The 21,142-nt window shown below is 61.5% G+C and carries 17 protein-coding genes, 1 tRNA gene and 2 pseudogenes; 7 read left to right on the top strand and 13 right to left on the bottom strand.

The window, feature by feature from the left end; genetic code table 11:
* Positions 1 to 1,431, bottom strand: coding sequence for a 3-isopropylmalate dehydratase large subunit (gene leuC / locus ACF66B_RS19195; RefSeq protein WP_111432068.1), 1,431 nt, complete (start codon positions 1,429 to 1,431; stop codon positions 1 to 3).
* A gap of 106 nt (positions 1,432 to 1,537) precedes the next feature.
* Here leuC and ACF66B_RS19190 point away from each other — a divergent pair, with 106 nt between their 5' ends.
* Positions 1,538 to 2,458: a LysR substrate-binding domain-containing protein gene (locus tag ACF66B_RS19190; RefSeq protein WP_111432069.1), complete on the top strand. Its 921-nt coding sequence runs from the start codon at positions 1,538 to 1,540 to the stop codon at positions 2,456 to 2,458.
* A 292-nt stretch (positions 2,459 to 2,750) separates the two neighbouring features.
* On the opposite strand, the gene ACF66B_RS19185 is transcribed toward ACF66B_RS19190, so the two are convergent.
* Positions 2,751 to 3,977 (bottom strand): transposase, encoded by a 1,227-nt coding sequence (locus tag ACF66B_RS19185; protein ID WP_392665110.1) that lies wholly within the window; start codon positions 3,975 to 3,977, stop codon positions 2,751 to 2,753.
* Here ACF66B_RS19185 and ACF66B_RS19180 point away from each other — a divergent pair.
* Positions 3,906 to 4,952 carry an IS110 family transposase gene (locus ACF66B_RS19180; protein WP_111432071.1) on the top strand — a complete coding sequence of 349 codons (1,047 nt, stop codon included), beginning with the start codon at positions 3,906 to 3,908 and terminating at the stop codon, positions 4,950 to 4,952. The genes ACF66B_RS19185 and ACF66B_RS19180 overlap by 72 nt on opposite strands.
* Before the next feature lie 281 nt (positions 4,953 to 5,233).
* Here ACF66B_RS19180 and ACF66B_RS19175 read toward each other — a convergent pair.
* Positions 5,234 to 5,509 (bottom strand): annotated as a pseudogene (locus tag ACF66B_RS19175) (transposase); the annotation flags it as partial.
* A 395-nt stretch (positions 5,510 to 5,904) separates the two neighbouring features.
* On the opposite strand from ACF66B_RS19175, the pseudogene ACF66B_RS19170 reads away from it, so the two are divergent.
* A pseudogene (locus ACF66B_RS19170) lies at positions 5,905 to 6,306 on the top strand (transposase); the annotation flags it as partial.
* Between the two features lie 75 nt (positions 6,307 to 6,381).
* On the opposite strand, the gene ACF66B_RS19165 reads toward ACF66B_RS19170, so the two are convergent.
* The 6 genes from ACF66B_RS19165 to ACF66B_RS19140 all read right to left on the bottom strand — a co-directional run bounded on the left by ACF66B_RS19165 (position 6,382) and on the right by ACF66B_RS19140 (position 14,839).
* Positions 6,382 to 7,733, bottom strand: a protein-coding gene (locus tag ACF66B_RS19165) for an IS3 family transposase (RefSeq protein ID WP_392665073.1) whose coding sequence is annotated in 2 segments (ribosomal slippage) — positions 6,382 to 7,397 and positions 7,397 to 7,733 — 1,353 coding nt in all. Because the reading frame shifts where the segments join, the coding sequence is not laid out codon by codon here.
* A 40-nt stretch (positions 7,734 to 7,773) separates the two neighbouring features.
* Complete coding sequence (locus ACF66B_RS19160) at positions 7,774 to 8,658, bottom strand: DUF2971 domain-containing protein (RefSeq protein ID WP_392665070.1); 885 nt, start codon at positions 8,656 to 8,658, stop codon at positions 7,774 to 7,776.
* 27 nt (positions 8,659 to 8,685) lie between these two features.
* Positions 8,686 to 10,623, bottom strand: a complete 1,938-nt coding sequence (locus ACF66B_RS19155) for an ATP-binding protein (protein ID WP_392665068.1) — start codon at positions 10,621 to 10,623, stop codon at positions 8,686 to 8,688.
* 52 nt (positions 10,624 to 10,675) lie between these two features.
* Positions 10,676 to 11,901 (bottom strand): IS3 family transposase gene (locus ACF66B_RS19150; RefSeq protein ID WP_111432149.1). Its coding sequence is split into 2 segments (ribosomal slippage): positions 10,676 to 11,559 and positions 11,559 to 11,901, totalling 1,227 coding nucleotides; the frame shifts between segments, so codons are not numbered across the junction.
* 587 nt (positions 11,902 to 12,488) lie between these two features.
* Positions 12,489 to 14,660, bottom strand: coding sequence for a site-specific integrase (locus ACF66B_RS19145; protein ID WP_111430718.1), 2,172 nt, complete (start codon positions 14,658 to 14,660; stop codon positions 12,489 to 12,491).
* A 104-nt stretch (positions 14,661 to 14,764) separates the two neighbouring features.
* Positions 14,765 to 14,839 (bottom strand) — tRNA-Asn (locus ACF66B_RS19140).
* Positions 14,840 to 14,995: 156 nt separating this feature from the next.
* Here ACF66B_RS19140 and ACF66B_RS19135 point away from each other — a divergent pair.
* Positions 14,996 to 15,721: a VWA domain-containing protein gene (locus ACF66B_RS19135; RefSeq protein ID WP_392665065.1), complete on the top strand. Its 726-nt coding sequence runs from the start codon at positions 14,996 to 14,998 to the stop codon at positions 15,719 to 15,721.
* Positions 15,718 to 16,386 carry a DnaJ domain-containing protein gene (locus ACF66B_RS19130; protein ID WP_111430717.1) on the top strand — a complete coding sequence of 223 codons (669 nt, stop codon included), beginning with the start codon at positions 15,718 to 15,720 and terminating at the stop codon, positions 16,384 to 16,386. Before ACF66B_RS19135 ends, ACF66B_RS19130 begins: the two co-directional genes overlap by 4 nt.
* A 9-nt stretch (positions 16,387 to 16,395) precedes the next feature.
* On the opposite strand, the gene ACF66B_RS19125 is transcribed toward ACF66B_RS19130, so the two are convergent.
* Both ACF66B_RS19125 and ACF66B_RS19120 read right to left on the bottom strand, forming a co-directional pair.
* Entirely contained in the window at positions 16,396 to 17,115 is a 720-nt protein-coding gene (locus ACF66B_RS19125; RefSeq protein ID WP_162683336.1) for a flagellar hook capping FlgD N-terminal domain-containing protein, read from the bottom strand.
* 28 nt (positions 17,116 to 17,143) lie between these two features.
* A complete protein-coding gene (locus ACF66B_RS19120) occupies positions 17,144 to 18,955 on the bottom strand; it encodes a flagellar hook-length control protein FliK (RefSeq protein ID WP_111430715.1) in 1,812 nt (603 codons plus the stop codon).
* Positions 18,956 to 19,160: 205 nt separating this feature from the next.
* Between ACF66B_RS19120 and ACF66B_RS19115 the strand changes: the two genes are divergently transcribed.
* Entirely contained in the window at positions 19,161 to 19,382 is a 222-nt protein-coding gene (locus tag ACF66B_RS19115) for a rod-binding protein (protein WP_392665062.1), read from the top strand.
* The gene (locus ACF66B_RS19110; protein ID WP_111430713.1) at positions 19,379 to 19,744 is read left to right on the top strand and encodes a hypothetical protein; all 366 of its coding nucleotides are present in this window, start codon (positions 19,379 to 19,381) and stop codon (positions 19,742 to 19,744) included. Before ACF66B_RS19115 ends, ACF66B_RS19110 begins: the two co-directional genes overlap by 4 nt.
* Positions 19,745 to 19,787: 43 nt before the next feature.
* Here the strand turns inward: ACF66B_RS19110 and ACF66B_RS19105 are convergent, their stop codons facing one another.
* Both ACF66B_RS19105 and ACF66B_RS19100 read right to left on the bottom strand, forming a co-directional pair.
* Entirely contained in the window at positions 19,788 to 20,441 is a 654-nt protein-coding gene (locus ACF66B_RS19105) for a 3-oxoacid CoA-transferase subunit B (RefSeq protein ID WP_111430735.1), read from the bottom strand.
* A 32-nt stretch (positions 20,442 to 20,473) separates the two neighbouring features.
* Entirely contained in the window at positions 20,474 to 21,127 is a 654-nt protein-coding gene (locus ACF66B_RS19100) for a 3-oxoacid CoA-transferase subunit A (protein ID WP_111430712.1), read from the bottom strand.
* Positions 21,128 to 21,142: the final 15 nt, after the last annotated feature.

Below are 21,142 nucleotides of genomic sequence, written 5' to 3'. Positions count from 1 at the left end.
TCAGGCCTCCACCTCGGCAAGGTCCCGGACATCTGTCAGATGCCCGGCAACGGCCGCGGCAGCCACCATCGCCGGGCTCATCAGATGGGTTCGTCCTCCGCTGCCCTGCCGCCCTTCGAAATTGCGGTTGGTGCTGGAGGCGCAACGCTCGCCCGGCGCCAGCACGTCGTCGTTCATGGCGAGACACATGGAGCAGCCCGATTGCCGCCATTCGAACCCGGCATCGATGAAAACGCGATCCAGCCCCTCGGCCTCGGCCTCCCGCCGGACCGTGGACGATCCGGGCGAGACCATGGCACGAACGCCGTGCGCGACGCGGCGACCCTTGAGGACCCGCGCCGCATCCCGCAGATCACCCAGGCGTGCATTCGTGCACGAGCCGATAAAGGCGCGATCGATCGTGATATCCCGAAGTCGGCGGCCTGGCGTAAGCCCCATGTACTCGAGCGCCCTGGCCGCATCGCGCTGCGCGTGGACCGGAAGCGTGGCGGGCTCGGGAACGGTGCCGTCGATCGTATCGGCCTGGTCCGGGCTGGTGCCCCAGGTCACCATCGGGGAGATTTGGGTGGCGCCCAGGAAGACCTCGCGATCGAAGATGGCGCCGGGATCGGTGGCAAGCGCCTGCCAAACCGGCCGAGCCCGTTCGAGCATCTCGGGGGAAGGGCCGCGCGGCCTGCCCGCGACATAGTCGAAGACCTTTTCGTCCGGGGCCATGAGGGCCACGCGCGCCCCGCATTCCACGGACATGTTGCAGATGGTCATGCGCCCCTCAACATCGAGCTGACCGATCGCTTCTCCCGAATACTCCAGGGCATGGCCCACAGCGCCATCCGCCCCGACTTTGCGGATCAGCGCCATGACCAGGTCCTTCGCGGTCACACCCACCGGCAGCCGTCCCTCCACGCGCACGTGCATTGTCCTGAGCCGGGCATAGGGCAGGGTTTGGGTCGCAAGTAGGTGTTCGATATCCGACGTGCCGATGCCGAAGCCCACCGCTCCGAACGCTCCGTAGGTCGTTGTGTGGCTGTCGCCCGCGGCTATCACGCTGCCCGGCAGAACCCATCCAAGCTCCGGCAGCACCACATGTTCGATGCCTTGACGGGGATCGAGAATATCGAACATCTCAATCCCGAAATCGCGACCGTTTTGCGCGAAGAACTCGATCTGCTTCTGAGCGCTGACATCTTCGACCGGGCCTCCCCGGTTCGGCGCGGTCGAGTTGACATGATCGACGACACCCAGAGCCGCCGCGGGGCGCCAGACCTTCCGTTCCGCCTCACGCAGCCCTGCGAAAGCCTGTGGGCTGGTGTATTCGTTTAGGACCGTCCGATCGATGTAGAGAAGAACCGTCGATCCGGGTCCGCTCTTGTCGTCCAGCGACAGAACCTTGTGTTGGTCGATGATCTTTTCGTAGAGAGTCCGGGGGGACATGGCGAAACACTCCTGCTCTTCTGGCCGGCAGACTACCTTGTCCGGGCGCGCATCAGCCAATGCGCTATAACGATCAAATCATGCACCGAACGACGGGTCGGCGACTATGGACACAAACTGGCTCGAGGATTTTCTGAAACTGGCTCAGGAGGGCAACTTCTCCCGTGCCGCCGAGATGCGGAATTCGAGCCAACCGGCTTTCAGCCGCCGCATCCGCGGCCTCGAGGATTGGATCGGGGCCGAGCTCATCGACCGGGATACGCACCGCATTACCCTGACCGAGGCCGGTCAGGCATTTCGAAGCGTGGCGGAAGAGGTCGTCCGCCGGCTGAACTACGGACGCGATCAGGCGCGCGAAATCGGCGCAGCGGGTGCCGGGACGCTGCGGTTCGTCGCGACGCATGCGCTGTCGATGACCTTCTTCCCAGACTGGCTCCGCGATTTCAGCGATGACCAGGATCTTGCAACCGTCAGTCTGGTTGTCGACAACATGGTGGCTTGCGAGCAGGTCATGCTGGCCGGAACCGCGGATCTGCTCTTATGCCATGACCATCCCGCGGCGCATCATCTGCTGGACCCGGGTGCCTTTCGATCAATCCAGATTGGCGAGGACCGCCTCGTTCCGGTCTGCGTCCCCACGGAAGAAGGCAGGCCCAGATTCCAGCTGCCCGGGCCGGCGGAGGATCCGTTGCCATTCCTGGCCTACGACGAGCGGTCGGGCATGGGGCGTATCCTTGCCGCCGCAAAGGTGATTTCCGAACGCCGTGCCGCCCTGCGGCCAGTCTTTCGATCTCACCTTGCGAGCGCGTTGCTGCGGATGGCACGCGACGGAAAGGGGCTGACATGGGCTCCGTTAAGCCTTTGCAAAGACGACTTGGGAAATGGGCGACTGGTGCAAGCCGCCAGTGTCGAATGGGATGTCCCAATGGAAATCCGGCTCTTTCGGCCCCGCACGCGTCGCAGCAAAATAGTCGAAGCTTTCTGGCTGCGTGCGAGCAAAGGTCTTGGCTCTCAGCTCGAGAAGTGAAAGAGGTGAGCGCAACTAAAGAATTCGGAGTGGGCGATTTCGAAGCAAGAATTGAACTATTTTTCAAAAAATCTCGTTCGATCGCGTACAATCTCAAATCATGAATTACCGTGTTTTAAGAAATGACGAATTTGTTGGAGTTGGGTCGTCCGATGACATCTGAAAATCAGTTTCGGCCCCAATTTAGAATTATTTTGCACCGCGACGAAAGTCTGTAATCCGCCAATTCTGTTGAAATAATAGTGGGTTGCGATGTAACAAGCGTGATCTTTTTTTCGCGAAGCGGTGCCCCTCACGCTGCCATGGGGAGCCGTTTCGCCATCTTGCGGAGGTTCTGAGCGGTTGCTGCCAGCGTGAATTCGTCCCGGGCGCCGTTGGGTCCCCTCAGGCGCAGTCGCGTCAGTCCGAGGATCTTCTTGAGGTGGGCAAACAGCATCTCGACCTTTCTTCGGGCGTGCCGGGTCGCCACGAAAGCGTCGGTCTTTGCGATTTCCCTGGCGAGTTCCCGCGCGCCCTCGTGGACGGATCTGGTGATGTGTCGTGTCGCTGTGTTCGGACAGCATTGCGCCTTGAGCTGGCAGACTGCGCAGTCCGGCTTTGCGGCGCGATAGCGCACTGTTTCCGTGTCTTCAGGCTCCGTGCGGATCGTCTGGAAAGCCCGGCGGCTGGACAGGAGCTCGTTGCCGCCGGGGCAGAGGTATCTGTCGTTTTCAGGATCGAACTTGAAGTCTGGCCGCGAGAAGGTTCCGTCCTGGCGAACTGATTTGTCGAGAACGGGGACATGGGGCTCGATGCCCTTCTCATGCACAAGCCAGCCAAGCGTTTCTGCGTTGCCATAGGCTCCGTCCCCGACGAATTTCTCCGGATAGATGCCAAAGATCTCCTGGACCCGGTCAACCATATCGAGGGCGGCGGAGACTTCCGCCTGCCGGATCGGCGCGGTCGGCTCCACGTCGACTATGATCGCATTCTCCAGATCTACCAGATAGTTGGTTGAATACGCGAAGATGGAGTAGGCCTTCTTCGCACCGGTGAACCGGGCAGCGGGATCGACAGGCGACAGGACCTTTGGCTTGACCGGCGTGGCGGCGCCGAAGGCCGCGTCATCCAGCGTCTCGAAATACTCCTCTGTCGCGCGACTAATCCGCTCGGGCGTCCAGCCTTCCGCCTCGACCTTGTTCAGTCGCTTGGCGTCTGCGGGAATGATGGATGCATCGACTCCGAACGCCTCTCCGCCAACCAGCCCCTCCCGGATGCACCTCGATAGCACCAATTCGAACAGGTGCCGGAACAGATCGCTGTCGCGAAAGCGGCCATGGCGGTTCTTCGAGAACGTCGAGTGGTCAGGCACTCGATCCGCCAGGTCAAGGCGGCAGAGATGGAGTAGGCGGGCGGGTCCGCGCGGACCATCGTAACTCCATCTAACTGGAGACTCGGAGGAAGAACCATGGCCTACTATGTGGGGATCGACGCATCCCTTAAAACCGTGAACATCTGCATCGTCGATGAAGACGGGGATGTGGCATTTGAGAGAAAGATCGAGGCCGAACCATCCGCGATCGTGGCGTGCCTGAAGCGATTTGGGCGGCCAGTCGCCCGGGTCGGTCTTGAATCGGGACCAACAGCTTCCTGGCTTTTCGCCGAACTTCGCGCCGCTGGATTGCCGGCCCTCTGCATGGAGTGCCGGCACGTGAAAGCCGGACTGGGTGCGATGCGGAACAAGACCGACCGCAATGACGCACGCGGCATCGCCCAGCTTGTGCGCCTTAGCTGGTTCCGCCAAGTCTTCGTCAAGAGTGACGAGGCACAACGCATTCGGATGCTCCTGGTCGCTCGCACCCACCTTGTGAGCAAATCGCAGGATCTGGAAAACTGCATCCGCGGATCGCTGAAAGTGTTTGGGTTGAGGATCGGCACCGTGACCCGCCAAGGCTTAGAGGCACGTGTTTTGGACCTGATCGACGGCAGCGCGAACCTTGCGTTGATCGTGGAGCCACTGCTCCGGGCCCGCCGCGCAATGATCGAGGAGTTCGAGCGGCTCGATCGGCTCTGTCGAGAATTTGCCAGACGAGATCCCGTCTGCCGTCGGCTGATGAGCGTTCCCGGCGTCGGAGTGATCGTGGCGCTGACCTACAGGACCGGTGTCGATGCCCCCGAGCGGTTCAAACGGTCCCGGGATGTCGGCGCCCATTTCGGTCTGACGCCCCGCCGATACAGCTCCGGACAGACAGACTACGACGGCCGGATCAGCCGATGCGGGGATGAAATGGTCCGCACGGCGCTCTATCAGGCCGCGCATGTCCTGATGCACCATGGCCGATGGTCACCGTTGCGGGCGTGGGCAATGCGGATCGCCAAACGCCGCAGCCTGAAGGCCGCGAAGGTCGCACTCGCGCGCAAGCTGGCGGTCGTGATGCACCGCATGTGGGTCGAAGGGACCGACTTCCGCTGGTCGGACACAACCCCGGTCTGCGCTACGACAGCGGCTGCCTGAGGAGAGCAATGACGTAATTCAGAGACCCGGATCCGCCGTTCCGGCGGGAAACAGCGCCCGGGAGGGTGCGAGGGTCGGATGAGCCCGTATCGCTGGTTGCGGCAGCATGGCCCGGCGTCATGTGAATCGCGCGGCAGAGCTCGGCCATCCGATCCTTCCCAACCCATCCTGTCCGCCGACACCACCGAGGCGTCGAGCACGAAAAGAAGCCTGAACTCTTCCGCGCGCAATTCCCGAAGGAACGCTCAACAAAGGGATTGACGAACGATGCCCGCCTAAAGAAACCATCGATAGGCGAGGTTGAGATGCACCTCTTCGCACAGCCGGCGTTCAGAACGGATCCCGAAGCAGTAGCCCAGCAGAAGCATCCGGATCATCAGCTCTGGATCGATCGAGGGGCGGCCCCGATGGCTGTAGAACGGCGCGAGGAAACTCCGGATCTCCGAGAGGTCGAGGAAGCGGTCGAGTTTGCGGACCAAGTGGTCAGCAGGCACATGATCCTCGATCGAGAACTTATAGAACAGAGCCCCCTGCGCGGTTTGCCTCGATCCCATCATCCACTCGATCTCCCTGTTCTTGATAGGATTGAATCAGGACTTCGGCGATACTTCAATATCGACTTTTTCAACAGAATTCGCCCAGTTTGAGCTTTGGGGATATAATTCCGCGAGACAGACATATCCGCTTTGGGCCCTGGCCCCCTCCCACGAAAACTCAGACGCATAAGCGGAACAAACCTCGTAGCTGTCCGTGGCGTCGGTTCGACGGTTTGAAGAGAACCGCAAGACTGCATGTGCCGACAACTTCAGCGCCGTTCAGATGGCATTAACCAAGCGCAAACTCGGCGAGAAAGATAACGTACAGGTTCTTTCGCACATTTGCTTTGAGAGGCGGCTCGTTTCAGCCATGCTGAAAGGAGCATGAGATGGGCAAAGGCGGAAAGCCGGGAGCGATGGGAGAGGTCATACAGATCGATGAGGCCCGCATCCGGGATCACCTCGGAGAGATGGTCCGTGGGACTGTTGAAGAAGCGTTGAACGCCATGCTGGATGCGGAAGCGGACAGGCTCTGCGGCGCCGGGCGCTACGAACGCAGCGAAAGACACCCGCGCCGGCAGCTACGAACGCCGGCTTGAGACCAAGGCGGGCGAGGTGCATCTCAAGGTGCCGAAGCTCCGCCGGCAGACATTCGAGACCGCCATTATCGAGCGCTACCAGCGCCGAGAAAGCAGCGTCGAGGAAGCGCTGATCGAGATGTATCTGGCGGGCGTTTCGGTGCGACGGGTCGAGGACATCACCGAGGCGCTCTGGGGCACGCGTGTCAGCCCGAGCATGTCTCCAATCTCAACAAGAAGATTGTCCGTTGTCAGATGATTTGGGACACGAGCGCCTGATCTCGAATGGAGGGCCTGGCTCGTTGGTGCTTCAGTTTAGGCCGCTGACTTGCGGTGCAGCAAGCGGCGCGTCTCGAAGGTCCTGGCCTTGATCTCCTTTCGTCGTTTGAGGATGGTTTCCGATCTGCCGAAGTAGACGTCGGCGGGGGTGATGTTGCCGAGGCTCTCGTGGTAGCGGTGGTGATTGTAGTGGTCGATGAAGGCGTCGATCGCCTGTTCCAGGGCTCCCGGCAGGAAGTAGTTCTCCAAGAGGATGCGGTTCTTCAGGGTCTGGTGCCAGCGCTCGATCTTGCCCTGGGTCTGAGGGTGTCGGGGCGCTCCACGGACATGATCCATGCCCTCGGCGGCAAGCCAGTCGGCCAGTTCCCCGGAGATGTAGCTGCTGCCATTGTCGCTCAGCGGCCTGGGTCGATGGGCAACCCTGGCCTGCTCGCAACCCGAGGCCACCAGGGCATCTTCCAGCGTCGCGGTCACGTCCGATGCCTTCATCGTCGTGCAGAGCCGCCAGGCAATGACGTAGCGGCTGTAGTCGTCGAGGATGGTCGAGAGGTAGAACCAGCCCCAGCCGATGACCTTCAGGTAGGTGAAGTCGGTCTGCCAGAGCTGGTTCGGTCGAGTGGTCTTCTCCTGGAACTCGTCTGCCGCCTTGATCACCGTGAAGGCCGGGCTGGTGATCAGATCATGCGCCTTCAGAACCCTGTAAACGCCGGCCTCCGAGACGAAGTAGCGCCGGCTGTCCGTAAACCTGACCGCCAGTTCCCGTGGCGAGAGCTCGGGTTGATCGAGCGCCAGGTCGACGATCTGCCGACGCACCTTATCCGGGATGCGGTTCCAGACCCGAGACGGGCGCGAGGGCCGATCCTCCAGCCCCACCGCGCCGAGGGCCAGGTAGCGATCGTACCAGCGGTAGAATGTTGTGCGCGGGACCCCGATCATGTCGAGGGTCCGCTTGGCCGGCAGGTGCGACTGCTCCACCAGCCGGATGATTTCCAGTTTCTCCGATGCGGGATACCTCATTCCTCGTCTCCCCCATCCCCGAGCATGCTTTTTTTGAGCAGGCGGTTCTCCAGGGTGAGGTCCGCGACGGCTTCCTTGAGCGCGGCGGCCTCGGCGCGCAGGTCCTTGACCTCTGGGCTGCTGGCCTGCCGCGCCGTGTCGCCGGCCAGTCGCTTCTTGCCCGCCTCGAGGAACTCCTTCGACCAGCTGTAATAGAGGCTCGTCGCAATCCCCTCGCGCCGGCAGAGTTCGGCAATGCTCTCCTCGCCCCGCAGGCCCTCGAGCACGATCCGGATCTTCTCCTCGGCCGAATGATGCTTCCGCGTGCGCCGGCGGATGTCCTTCACAACGGCTTCGGCCGTCGGCTTTGCTGTTCCGGGTTTCTGTCTCATCTCCACTCCTTGGCGGTTACGATGAGCCGGAAACCCTCCGTTATGAAATCAACTCAGATGTCCCACGAGCGCTGACGTCAGACAGCTTATTCAGGCGGAAAGTCGCGGGTTCCGACCTGATCTCAAAAAACCGAACCGGTTGCGCTCGCCCTTCGAGAGCACTCATGATTGCGTACCGTACTGACGCCTCGCATCGCAGTCCGAAGATCACTTCCTCAAGTTCAATCGGAGCATCTTGTAAGCCCCGCGGACCAATGAGCCGCCATTCGCGCTCATAGCTCCAACTCTTTGCTTTTCGGAGAAGCACGGCATCGTCGACAAGCCGACGAGCTTCTTCATCTCCATCAAGCATCCGCTCGACCAAGCTGATCTTGACAAGCCTGCTCCCGCCGTAGGCAACCTTGTGCAGACTTTTTGCATCGTCCTCTTGGACCGAATAGCCGAGACATAGGCCTCGATGTTGATCACCATAGTGGCTCCACATCAGCGGACAGGCGGCCCGCTGCGCGAGCGACACGAGACCCTTTTCGTACTGCCTAAGAAGCTCTCTTTCGATCCAAGATTTAAGGAGAGCCTTGTGCGGATTAGGAAATTCATAGTCGGGATTCGTGGCGTGGTATGCGATGTCGGTTATCGTGTCTGCAGCCTTCTTCTGGCTAAGCGTCTTAATGCGGCTTAGGGTCTTCGGTCCCTGGTAGCGTATGGTCTTGGCCGCAGCCTCCATCTCAGCCGTGACGCGCCTCTCGACGAATGTTGTAACGATCCGCTCCAACTTCTCGACTGGGAGGTCAGCTTCCAGCGTGGGGTTGGTATCGAGAGGGTCATTAAATGTGGTTGGGTCCGCGAAGAACAGACTATCGGATACTAACATATCGAGCGTTAAATTGCTAAACGCCCTGTATTTGTAGAGCTTTCGAGGAACCATCTTCGATCCGACACCTTCAACCTATTCCTAAGCCGCAGAACCTCTTAGGTCGAGCGATGATTGCCTTGGAAACTGGGGCTTCATGTAGGCTTCGACGTCGATGCCGCGTTCCTGGAGAAATGGTGCCTCCCTGAGCTTATCTCGCAAGCCAAGCATTCGCTTTTCCGCTCGCTTTATGAATGTTGAGTATGTCATCGCTCGAATTGTGACACGACCATCCCATTTTGTTTCATCACCAGTCTCGGTGGGATCGACTCTGGATCCGAGGACATAACAGGTTGTCTTTGATGCCTCTGTCAGAAGTCCTTTTTCTCGTAGCTCTTTCACGTAGCGCCAAGGTTGCTGCTTCTCGGTCGAGGATATCGGGACGTCTGGCCGCTTAATCTCGGCAATTACGAGATGGGAAATTCCATCAACGTCATGCTCCGGATCGTGGGCGTCCCGGCTGTAGAAACCAACTGTTCCGTTAGGTAGCATGACAAAGTCTGGACGAAGACGACTTCCGCGCTGCTCAACGCCACAGATCTTTCGGATGACTTCCGTCATTCCTCTGTTGCTGGTGAACTCCAAGCTTTCGAATTCTGGACCAAATACCCACAGACTGCGCTCAAATAGCGGCTGTAGGTCAGCGACCTCGTCCATGGTCGCGTCCTTTAGCTTTTGGTTGAGCTCTTCGATCAGGCGTAGTCTCTGAGCAATCTCATCCAGGGCCAGCTTTGCGGTCCGGACGGTCCAGTCCTCTAAAATGGCATTCAGCTGGTCAAGGTCTCCAGGTTTCATTTCATCAAGCTTCTCAATCAGCGCATACTTCGAATTTGCCAACTCAAGGTTAGCGAGTATGCCGGCAATCTGCTCGACGGTGTCGGGTGTCATGGAGGGACAGGTGTCCACGACACGATCTACGAACTCATTCCATAGGTCACGGCTGGCTGGTGGAAGCCCTGAAACTGTTGATCCCAAACTTTCTTTGATAGTCGCCTTGGTATCTCGGCGCCGGTCAGCGTTCAGTGTGTTTAGGTATTCTCGAATAGCGTCATAGACAGCCGAGCGAGTTGCAGTCCAACCACTGCTATCGAGCCGGAATCCAGACCAATCAGACAACACGTCGTCGGCCAGGAAGTCCGCGCGCACGATAAAAAGAAATCGTTTGGCTTCACTGCTCCGACCATCCAAAATTCGGCCTCGATCAAAGTCGCCCCACCCTGGAACACCGACAATCCGGTTTCCTACCCGCCAAGCGATACCATGCTGGCGGGTCGTCCTATCTGCCTTTTGCCCATCAATGACCGTGAGCCCGGCAACACCGAACCCTTCGACAACTATCTCTATCGTCTTACGATGAGATTCCGGGATGTCGTCAAAGGTAACCTTGGCCCCGTTAATGCAGACCGAAAAGTTGGGGTCCGCCAGAAAGCGAGTGCCGATAACCTCCCGCGCTTCCTCAGGTGTCATGATCACTTTGGCTGGCTCTATTGCCGTAATCGTTGTCCCGTGATCCTCAACAGCGGTATCTTCACGTAAAAGCTTAACCGAAAATGGCTGAGACACACCCCTGCGAACTTCATACTCAGCGGAGTGTCCCTCGCACCATGTCTTAACTCGATAAGCCTTCCCAAACCGGAACGCCGCGTGACGGCCCCTCCCATTGCGTCCATACACCGCTCGAACGGGCAGATCTGTCAACTCCGGGGGTGGGTCGGCAACCTTTCCGCCACCACGCAGTCGGTTGTAATCAAACGTCTTCCAGCGCATTTCGAACTGCACCGGAGTCATTCCTTTGCCGTTGTCTGAAATGCTAAATGGTGCATCCACACCGCCTTCAGGCCAGACTATGTCCACATGCGTCGCCCAAGCGTCCCAAGAGTTCGCTACCAGCTCCACGAGTGCCACGGACGTATCAGTGATGATCGGCCCGGCATGCCGATCCAGGAAGCGATCATCGAAGTAAAGCTCAGAGCTGCTCACTATGTTCCCCCATATTGTCCATAGGTGGACTTGCCCCTGTTTCACCGGACAGTCAGGCGGTTTCGGTTCTGGCCCTGATGAACTCGCGAGGCGAGCGCCACTTCAGGCCTGAGTGCGGGTGGTTGTCGTTGTAATCCTCGATCCAGTTTCCAATCAACGAGAGAGCGGTTGCGGCGTCAGGTAGTGGCGTGACGCGGACATAGTCGCGCTTCAGCGTCTTCACGAAGGCCTCCGAGATGCCGTTCGACTGGGGGCTGCCCACCGGCGTGAAACATGGCTTGAGGCCGAGTTTGCGGGCGAAGATGCGGGTTTCCTTCGCGGTGTAGGCGCTGCCGTTGTCGGAGAGAACCTCGATGATCTCGGGAGCGCGATGTGTCCCGAACCGGCGCTCCACGGCCTCGAGCAGCATGTCGCGCACATCCGATCCGCTGATCCCGGCTCCAGTGAGCGCGCGCCAGGCAATCACCTCGCGGTCATGGGCGTCGATAAGGAAGGCGGCCCGGATGATGTCACCGTTCCAACAGATGAATTCCAGTCCATCGGAACACCATCTGAGGTTCGAGCGCAGCATGATCACCTTGCCGTCATGGGTGCGCTCGGGACGAGGGAGGCCGCTGCGCTCCAGGAGCAAGGCGTTGTTCTTCATGATCCTGTAGATGCGCTTGTGGTTGGTGGGGGAAAGTCCCTCCGCCCGCAGCTCCCGGTTCAGAACCGCGGTGATGCGGCGATAGCCATAGGTCGGGCGCTCCGCCAACAGGCGTTTGATCCGGGGCAGCAGCGTCGCGTCGCCTGCCTTTCGGTAGGCGCTCCGCGGCTTCGCGCTTCCCGTCATCCGTTCATGCAGGTTCGAGCGGGACACGCCCAGCGTCTCGACCACCGCCTTCATCGTGAACCGTCCTTCGGCAAGGACAGCGCATGCAAGGTCGGTTTTTTTGACCTCGATTTTTCGAGGGCTTCCTTGAGGATCTCGGCCTCAAGCGTCTTGCGCCCGAGTTGCCGCTCCAGCTCCCGGATGCGCGTCTCCATCTCGCGAACGGTCTTGTTGCTGGTCACGTCATCGTCGCCGGTCACCGCGACACTCCCTCCCTCCAGCATCAGCTTCCGCCAACGATACAGGAGATTGGGGGCCACGCCATGGCGGCGGGCGACCGCCGATATGCTGTCGCGTCCATCCAGTGTTTCTTCAACAATCCGGAGCTTCTCCTCTGCAGACCGGCGCTGCCGCCGGCCTCCATCAGTGATGATCTCAAATTCAGACATAAGTACGTGCCCAGGCATATGCCTAAGCCTCCATGGCTATGCCTGACTGTCCGGTCGAAACAGGGGCCAGTTCAATAGGGGCTTTGGCGCTCCCCTATCGCGTGTATTATGCTGCCCAAACTCAAAATATGCAAAATCTGCATGTTTGGGAGGTGTTGTGGAACAGAAGCAAGGAGGCATTAGCGACCTACCTTTGCAACTTCGGCCTGCAATAATCAAAGCGGCTGGCATGACACCGTCCGAGAAATATCTCGCACGGCTCGCCGACAGTTCATTCCTGTCTGACGTCAGCGCTCGTGGGACATCTGAGTTGATTTCATAACGGAGGGTTTCCGGCTCATCGTAACCGCCAAGGAGTGGAGATGAGACAGAAACCCGGAACAGCAAAGCCGACGGCCGAAGCCGTTGTGAAGGACATCCGCCGGCGCACGCGGAAGCATCATTCGGCCGAGGAGAAGATCCGGATCCGTTCAGATTTCGGCCATATCGCGCTGTTTCCCGGCCATTGGTTTTCTTCTTACAGAAGCAGTCATATCTGCTTCGCCAGAGGCTCCGCGCGCGGCCTCCTACACCCCCCTCGCGGTCCCTCGCCAAAGTCCAGGCATCTATTTCACGGCTCTCAGGAGATGACCCGAGAGGGCGCAGACGTTTGTCTGATCCGCCTCGCCGAAGGGTTGGCGGATCATCGAAACATCGATTTCGACCGCATTCACCCGTTTCAGAAGCAGCTTCTTGGAGAACCCGTCCGGATTGTAGTTCGTGATCCCGATATCGCGCTCGACATGCCCCATCAGGTAACGCCGCTGGGTATCCGGGCATTCCGCCTCGATCAGCAGATGATTGAAGGTGGTGCGGAAACTGTGGAAATCCCTGTTCGCATCGTAGATGCCGTTCTTCTGGCGATAGTGGGTGAACTGCTTAGAGAAGTTTTCTGTATAGGTTTTCTTGGCCTGGCTCCGTTCGATCCAGGGGAAGAGACGCGGCTCGTCCTGGGACTGGCGCAAGGCCACCAGCTTCATGATGCCGAGCGCCAGGAGGTTCTCGTGGATCGGAACGATCCTCCGCGAGGCCCTGCTCTTCAGGCTCTGGCCCGGTCCCTGACGCAGCACGATGCAGGGCACATCATCGAACACCTGGATGTCCGCAAGATAGAGCTGAAGGATTTCCTCGCTGCGGAGCCCCATGTGGACCGCGATCAGCGGCCCCCAGAACAGCGGATCCCCGGGATCCTTGAGATCGGACCGGAAGACCGGCGTGCGGAACAACGGATCGAGATGCCCGCACCAGGTCAGGCGTTCGTTGTCTTCTTCGAGGATCTGGCGCCGGTCCAGTTCGGCCGATTCCCAAATGTGTTCGGCCATGATATTCGACGCAAGGTGGTCCTTCTTTACCAGGAAGACACAGATGCGCTGAAAATCCTGCATGTGCCGATAGACCGTGCCCGCGCGCATCCGTTTCGTGCGCTCCAGGAGAATGCGGGATTCGATCTTGCCGGGGCTGTCCCCATTCTTTGCCATGCGTGCGCGCGTGATCGTGGCATTATGCAGGTCTTTGGAGTCTGCTTGGTCTGCGGCCTCCTGCGGCGAAAGCTTGCTGGTCGCCGCCTGATAGCCTTTGGGAAGTCGGACTATGAGCTCCCAGCTCCGCTTGATCTCCGCATCTGTCAGGGTATCGAAAGGCCTGTCTCCATGAATGCGGCTCATCAGGCGCGCTGTGGAGCGTACGTTATGCGCGGAGCTTTTCGCCCAGCTTTGGCCTGCATCGGCGTTCGCCTGTTCCTGCGCCTTGAAGGACCTGTAGCCCTGCGATCTCAGGGCGATATACTGCTCCGATCCAGCCATGATTGTAGGGCAAGCTGTTTTGTCGGCAATTTTGGGCTCCATCGTCTGAGTCCCGGGCCTGATGAGAGGCTTGGGTACGGGGAGACTTTCAGCCTCGACGTCTGCCGCCGGCGCGGGGAAGTTGGCATCGGTCATGTCCTGTTCTAAGTCGGACGCGCCCCTTGCCGGCGTCGGTGACGCCTGTGTTCCTGCGCTCTCCATCGCCGGAATTGCATGGACCTCGGCCTGACGACTTGGGTCGGGGAATGGCAGAGGCGCGATCAGCTGCCGCTGGCGAGCGGAGATCGCCATATCCCGCGGTCCCTGGATCGCGGGCCGGAGAGCGCCTGACAGCGCCGCTTCCAGATAGCGAGGCTCTCCCTGGAACTGGCCCTGGTCCCGGCGAAGGTTTTCCTCGCCAGCTTCGAGCAGGACCTGAAGGCCGCGCATCGCCAGGCGCGGCCAATCCGTGTCCTCTTCGTCGAGGACCACACCAAGGCGGGTGGCGACCTCACGAAGAGGCGCACGCGCGATGTCGCGGTTCCGGCACAGGATCGCGGTCCTGACGGTGTCGAGGGACGCCATGGCACAGGCCTGTTCGTAGCGGGCGGCATCGAGTGTTCTCTCGGGCGCCAGTTCGCGCGCGAGGTCTGCCGCTTCGATCTGGAAGCGGCAGAGTCCCACGAGCAGGGTGTCCATGGTCTGCGGTGCGATCGGCATCGCCCTCTCCGTCAAGGCCTGGAAGACGAGGTCGCTCAGGAGGGTCAGCCTCTGGGCGATCGTCTTCGCGTCGCACGGGACATGGGTGCGCAACGGGAAGAGCAGGAAAGATCCGGAGGGGGGTGGTTCGCTGAAATTTTCGAGGACCGCGCGTGGCCAGCGCCGGCGCCAGTGAAAACCGGTGGGGCGGTATTCGAGGTGTGTCTGGTTTCTTTTTCGCCGATTCAATCGCATCATTCCCGTCCGCCTGTGCCAAGCGGAGTGACAGGAAAAGTGCCAGAATCGGAAAAACCCCGATTCCTGGGACGGAAATCGTTCGAAAACAGAAGCTTAGAGGAATTTGGCTCCGGCGGTAGGGTTCGAACCTACGACCAATTGATTAACAGTCAACTGCTCTACCACTGAGCTACGCCGGAATGTGCCCCTTACGGGAGCGAGCCTATAGCAAAGCCGTTTCCGGGCGTCCAGAGCGATTTTCAGAGTTTCTTTCCGGAACGTCATCCAACCGACGAAATCGCCGGCCTTGCCTTTTCCCGGACCAGTGTCAGACTCCTCGTGAAAGGGATGTGCCCATGAGCCGACGGAACTCCTCCCCAGCCGCTACCGGAGCGGCACAGATTGCTCCCACCCGGCACCCCGTCGGCAAGGACGTCGCAGCCTTCTTGCGGCAGGCGGAGACCATCGCACCATCGGGCACGGCACGCGGCCGGCTTGTATTCGCGCTCGATGCCACCATGAGCCGTCAACCCACCTGGGACCTGGCCTGCCATCTGCAGGCAGGCCTCTTCGAGGCTGCTGCGAAGGCAGGAGGGCTCGACGTGAAGCTCTCCTATTTCAGAGGCAGGGACGAGGCGCGTGCCTCGGGATGGGTTCGGAACCCGAACCGGCTCGAGGCGCTCATGGGACGCATCAGCTGCCGGGGCGGCCTCACCCAGATCGACCGTATCCTCCAGCATGCTGCGGCAGAGGCCCGCCGCAGCCCGCTCGCAGCCCTCGTCTATGTCGGCGACACGATGGAAGAGGATATCGACCGGCTCTGCGCGACCGCCGGGGAGCTCGCCCTGCGGAACACACGGGCATTCATGTTCCTTGAAGGGCAGGACCAGACAGCCGAAGCCGCCTATCGTGAAATCGCGCGGATCACGGGCGGTGTCTTCCTGCGCTTCGACCCGCGGGCCGCCGCCCGGCTGCGGGCGCTTCTCGAAGCGATCGGCACCTATGCGGCAGGAGGGCGCACCGCGCTGGAAGCAACGGGAACCCGGGAAGCGCGCGAACTCCTCGCGGATCTCCGGCCATGACACCTCTCATTCTCTGGAGCGGGGGGGCGGTGGCCGCAGCCCTCCTCCTGCTTGCGGCGACACGCCTGCCGCCGCAACGCACCGCCGCACTGCTCGTCTTTGCCGTAGCCGCGGGTCTCGCACTCGCCCGCCAGTTTCCGCTTGCCCTGCCGCTCGCCTTTGCCGCCCTCTCGATCTGGCGCAGCGCCCCTGCCGCCAAGCGCCGCCGCGCACGCGCGCCGCAGTTCTCTGAAGTCGAAAGCGCATGGTTGTCGATGCGCCTCGACCACGACAGTGGCCGAATGGACGGCGTGATCCGCCGCGGCCCGCTGGCCGGGCAAATTCTCTCGCAGCTTTCGCCGACGGATCTCCGCGCGCTTGCTCAAGCGATCGGGAATGAGGGTGATGCCGAGAGCCAGGCACTTCTCGATGCCTGGCTCGAACGCCATGGACTGGGGGGCGCGGCAGACGACGAGTCAACCGAAACCAGCGGAGAGATGAGCGCGGAGGAAGCATACCGCGTGCTGGGGCTTTCCCCGGGCGCTTCCTTCGAGGAGATCAGGGCCGCGCATCACCGGCTCATCCGCAAAGTGCACCCGGACACCGGAGGCAGCGCGGCGCTCGCCGCACTCATCAATGCCGCCAAGGCACGCCTTGATCCGGCCCGGGACGGACATCGCCCTTAGAACGATGACCTAACGGATCGCCGTGACCTCGGCCACATCGAGGGATTTTCCTCCGGCGACCACCAGTTGCGTGGCCTCCTCACCCAGACGGACTTCGGAGACTTTCGAGAAGACCGTCCCGTCCTGGGTGCCGAGCGTGGTATCGCTGCCCGAAAGGCTCTCCAGCTGGAAACTGTAGAGGCCGGCAGGCAACTCCGCGCCCTTCTGGTTCTTGCCGTCCCAGGTTACCGAAGTCTCAGTCACGCTCGCGGGGATGCGCGCAACGAGCGTCCCGTTTTCATCGCGCACCAGCAACGTCGCCTTTTCGGCGCCCTCAACCTGCTCGAAGCCAATCTCGACCGGATCACCCGAATACCGGGTCTGTCCGCCCGCGACGAGAACCTCCTTGCCGATCCAGCTTCCCACGTCACCGCCCTGCCCGAGCGTCATCTGCTCGAACATCTTGGACAGCGTATCGTTTGTCCGTGTCTGCTGCTCGACCGCGGAGAAGCTCGCAAGCTGCGATACGAACTCCGTGTTGCTCGTCGGCTCCAGCGGATCCTGGTTCTGCATCTGAGAGGTCAGAAGCCGCAGGAAGGTATTGAAATCTCCGGAAAGTGCGCCAGCCGTCGTTCCCTCGCTGCCGCTCTTCGACTTGGCGCTCGAGGAATCCGCGCTCGCGGTGTTCGAATTCGTGGTTGATTTTGGGGTTGTCCCGGTGGTCGCGGGATTGGTCGAAGTCACGTCCATGTGGGGATCCTGTTGCTGAGGGGCTGGATCAAAGGCGGATATCGAGGTTTGCGAGGCCGGTAGAACTGCGGCGCGGCGCAGCGGGCGCCTCGAGCTCAGGCAGTCCGGCAGAGGTCGACGCCGTTTCGTCGCCCGTAGCCGCAGCTGCCACGACAGCGCCATCGCGATCCTGCCGTCCGCCGGTCTGCGCGCCGCCGCTGAAGTCAAGGGAGACCCTGTCGAAGCCGGCCGCGCTCAGGTCCCGGGTGAGCAACTCGGCATGACGACGCAGAAGATCCTGGGTCTCCGGCCGTTCCGCCATCACGACGGCACGCACCTTGTCATCGGCGGTGTGCATGTGAATCTGGACCCGGCCAAGCTCCGGGGGGTCGAGCCGCAACTCAACGGATCCGTCCCGAGCCGAACCGATGGCAACACCCATCTGCTCTGCAACAGGCATGGAGCGCATCGGCACTGCAGTGTGAACGGCCCCGCGAGCCTCTGCCGGCTGCCCCGACCCCGAAGCGGCATCAAGCCGCCAGGCTCCGGGCCCGCGCGAGGCATCAACCTGCACAAGCGCCTCGAAGGGCCGCGCATCGGTCGCCTGCGGCGCCTGTGGTGACACCGGCCTCGAGGAAGCGGACGAGTCCGAAGGAATGGCGTCCGGGATGCTGCCATCCCGCCGGTCGATTGAAACGCCCTCCGTTTCGCCATGGATCGAGGCAGGAGATGCGGGCATTGCCTTGGACGACGCGGGCACCGCATTGTTCGACGGCTGATCGGCCCGCCCGGCCAGCGTCGGCATCGCATCGGCGGCGGGTTTCGGGGTCTGCTCCGGCATTGGCGCAGGCGCCTCGCGCCCCCCGGCCTTCCGCGCCACCGGAACGGCCGGCGCCGAAAGGTCGGGCTCATCCGAAGCGGCGGAGTCATTTGGCTTCAGCTCGGGAGCCTGAACCAGGCCCGGTGCCGTCAGGGTGGCCCCCGCCGCTGCTGCTGCGGCGGCATCTTCCCCCGCCGCGTCATGGTCCGAAGCGTCGGTGGAAATATCCGGATCGTGGGCAACGGTCATTCCAGGTGTCGCGGAAACCTCCACGTCCTTCAACGCAGCAGCCATGACATCCGCGACCGCATCGACATCAATCGTTTGCTCGGCAACAGGCATCTGCACGCGATGATCTGCTTCGGCCGTCTTGGCCGGCTTTTTCAAGGCGGAAGAACCATGGCCCAGCTCGGACGCGCGGCTCGGACCGGACAGATCTGTCCACATCTTCCCCGATCCCTCCAAGTCCTTGACCGCTCCTACGTCCGAAGCAATTGCCTTGCTTCGAACAGGCTCCGCGACCTCCCCGACATCCGATGTGACGCCCTCCCCGTCCGGCATGTCGGCCAGCTCCTCGCCGGCGCCATCGCGCTGCAACGGTGCGACCACACCGTCCGCGATTGCACCTTGCTGCTGCAAAGGTGCGATCACATCGTCCGCGATGACGGCCACGGAAGCTGACACGGCTCCGGCCGGGAGTTCGTCCTGGCCGTCCGGAACCATTCCGATCGCGGCGTCTTTGGCCACGTCGCTTGCGGGAAGGCCGCCGCCGGGCCCGGAAGCCGTCTCGGAGGCGGGTGCGATGGCATCGGCACGGATCTTTGCCTCCGATCCGGCCTTTCCGGTCATCGTCGGGACAGGCCGCGTACCATCGCGCGGCTCCTTAGACACCTGCGCCGCAGCGGCGGGATCATCCAGCACAAATGCCGCGGCATCGGGATTGCGAGCGGCCTTTTCACCGCTCCTGCCGACCGAAGTGGCATCCTTGGCCGCGGACGGCCGTGCCGGACGCCCCAAGGCCGAGAGATCCGTCGGGGTCATCGGAACTCCATCACAAGGGAACAGGCGCTGTTCTTTCGTAAATCCCTTACGATTTGTTTACCGCAACACGGCAAAACGGATCGCAATTTAAGTGAAAGCGCCGGAGAACCGACTCATGGATCCGCTTGCCCTGCCCACCGTAACGCCAACGGGCCCGGCCGCCACGCCGCGCCCGCTTGCGCCGCAGACGGCAGACGAAGACGCAATGCGCAAGGCCGCGGTCGAATTCGAAGCGGTCTTTCTCTCAGAAATGCTCAAATACACCGGCATCAACAAGACGTCCGAGGAAGTCGGCGGCGGCGCGGGCGAAGATGCCTTCTCAGGCCTTCTCACCCAGGAATACGCGCGTGTGCTGGCAGAGAACGGCGGCATAGGCCTTGCCGAGCACATATTCGAGTCCCTCAAGGAAAGGACCGCGCAGAAATGATCTCCGAAGCCCTCGCCTCGACCCGCTATTCGATGGTTCTCAAGATGCTTGACGAGGAACGGCAGCTTCTGCTTTCGGGCCCGCTCGACAAGCTCGAAGCGCTCGTGAAGCGGCGGGAAGCTGCCATGACCGAGCTGCTGGAATCGGGTGTTTCTCTTCCAGAAGCCTTCATCATGGCCCTGAAGGCCCGTGCGGAGCGTAACGGCCGGCTCATCCTCGCCAGCATGGAAGGCGTGCGCTCCGCCCAATCACACATGCAGCGCATCAACGAGCAGGCCGACCGGCTGATGACCTACAGGGCCGATGGCAGCCAGGTCAACGTCAACGCGACGCCGAAGGCCACACGCGACACGCGCGCCTGACCTGAATAGGCGCTCCGGCTGCCAGCCAGCCGGGGCGCGCATCTCACATCAGTTCCATCTCCGGAACGTTTTCAGGAACGATGAGCTTCGCCCCAGTGGCCGCGAGGATCTCCTCGATCGAGACGCCCGGTCCGCGCTCCCGCAACAGAAGCCCCTCGTCTGTCGGCTCGATCACCGCCAGTTCGGTCACGATCAGCGTGATCCGCCGCACGGCCGTCAGAGGCAGCGTGCATTCCGGCACGATCTTCGCCGTGCCCTTGGCACTGTGCACCATCGCGACAATCACGCTCTTCGCGCCCGCCACGAGATCCATCGCCCCTCCCATGCCCGGCACCATCTTGCCCGGCACCATCCAGTTGGCGAGATAGCCGCGCTCATCGACCTGGAGCCCGCCGAGGACCGTCATGTCGAGATGCCCGCCTCGGATGAGGCCGAAGCTCATCGCGCTGTCGATCGATGCGGCTCCCGGCACTGCCGTGACGAAACCGCCACCGGCATCGGTCAGGTTGGGATCTTCCATGCCCTCGGGCGGGCGCGCGCCAAGCCCGATCACACCGTTCTCCGCCTGGAAGAAGACATGGACCGTGGGCGGCAGGAAATTCGCCACCATGCTCGGAAGACCTATGCCGAGATTGACGAGCTGACCCTCCCGGATCTCGCGCGCCACGCGCCGCGCGATGACTTCCTTCGGGCTCATGACGGCTTTCGGCATTTCTTCGATCATCGCCATCACGCGGCCCTCTCCAGAAGGTAATCCACCACAACGCCCGGCGTCTTGACCCCATCGGGCGGAATGACCCCGATCGGGACGATGTGATGCGGCTCCGCAATCACCGTATCGGCGGCAAGCGCCATGATCGGGTTGAAGTTATGCGCGGTGAGCGAATACTCGAGATTGCCCAGATAATCGGCCTGCTGTGCATTCACGAGCGCGAAATCGCCGCGGATCGGCTTTTCCAGAATGTAGGGCCTGCCGTCCACCTCGACGATCTGCTTGCCCTCTGCCACCAGCGTGCCGATGCCCGTGGCCGTCAGAATGCCGCCGAGGCCGACACCCCCTGCCCGGATCCGCTCGACAAGTGTCCCCTGCGGCACCAGCTCCACCTCGACCTCGCCCGATATCATCTTCGCCTGGGTTTCCGGATTGAGGCCGATGTGCGACGCAACGACCCGACGCACGAGCCCTGCGGATATCAGCTTGCCGATGCCCTTCCCGGGCATCGCCGTGTCATTCGCGACCACCGTCAGGTTGCCGATTTTGCGCGCGACCAGCGCATCGATCATCCTGATCGGCGAACCGACGGCCATGAAACCGCCAATAAGCAGCGTCGCGCCTTCCGGGATCAACTCTGCGGCCGCAGCCGGGCTAATCGCCTTCTTCATCTGGTCCGTCCCCCT

Origin of the sequence: Amaricoccus sp. B4, assembly GCF_043226085.1 — a bacterium.
Lineage (GTDB): Bacteria > Pseudomonadota > Alphaproteobacteria > Rhodobacterales > Rhodobacteraceae > Amaricoccus.
This window is presented reverse-complemented; position numbering and strand designations above follow the sequence as displayed.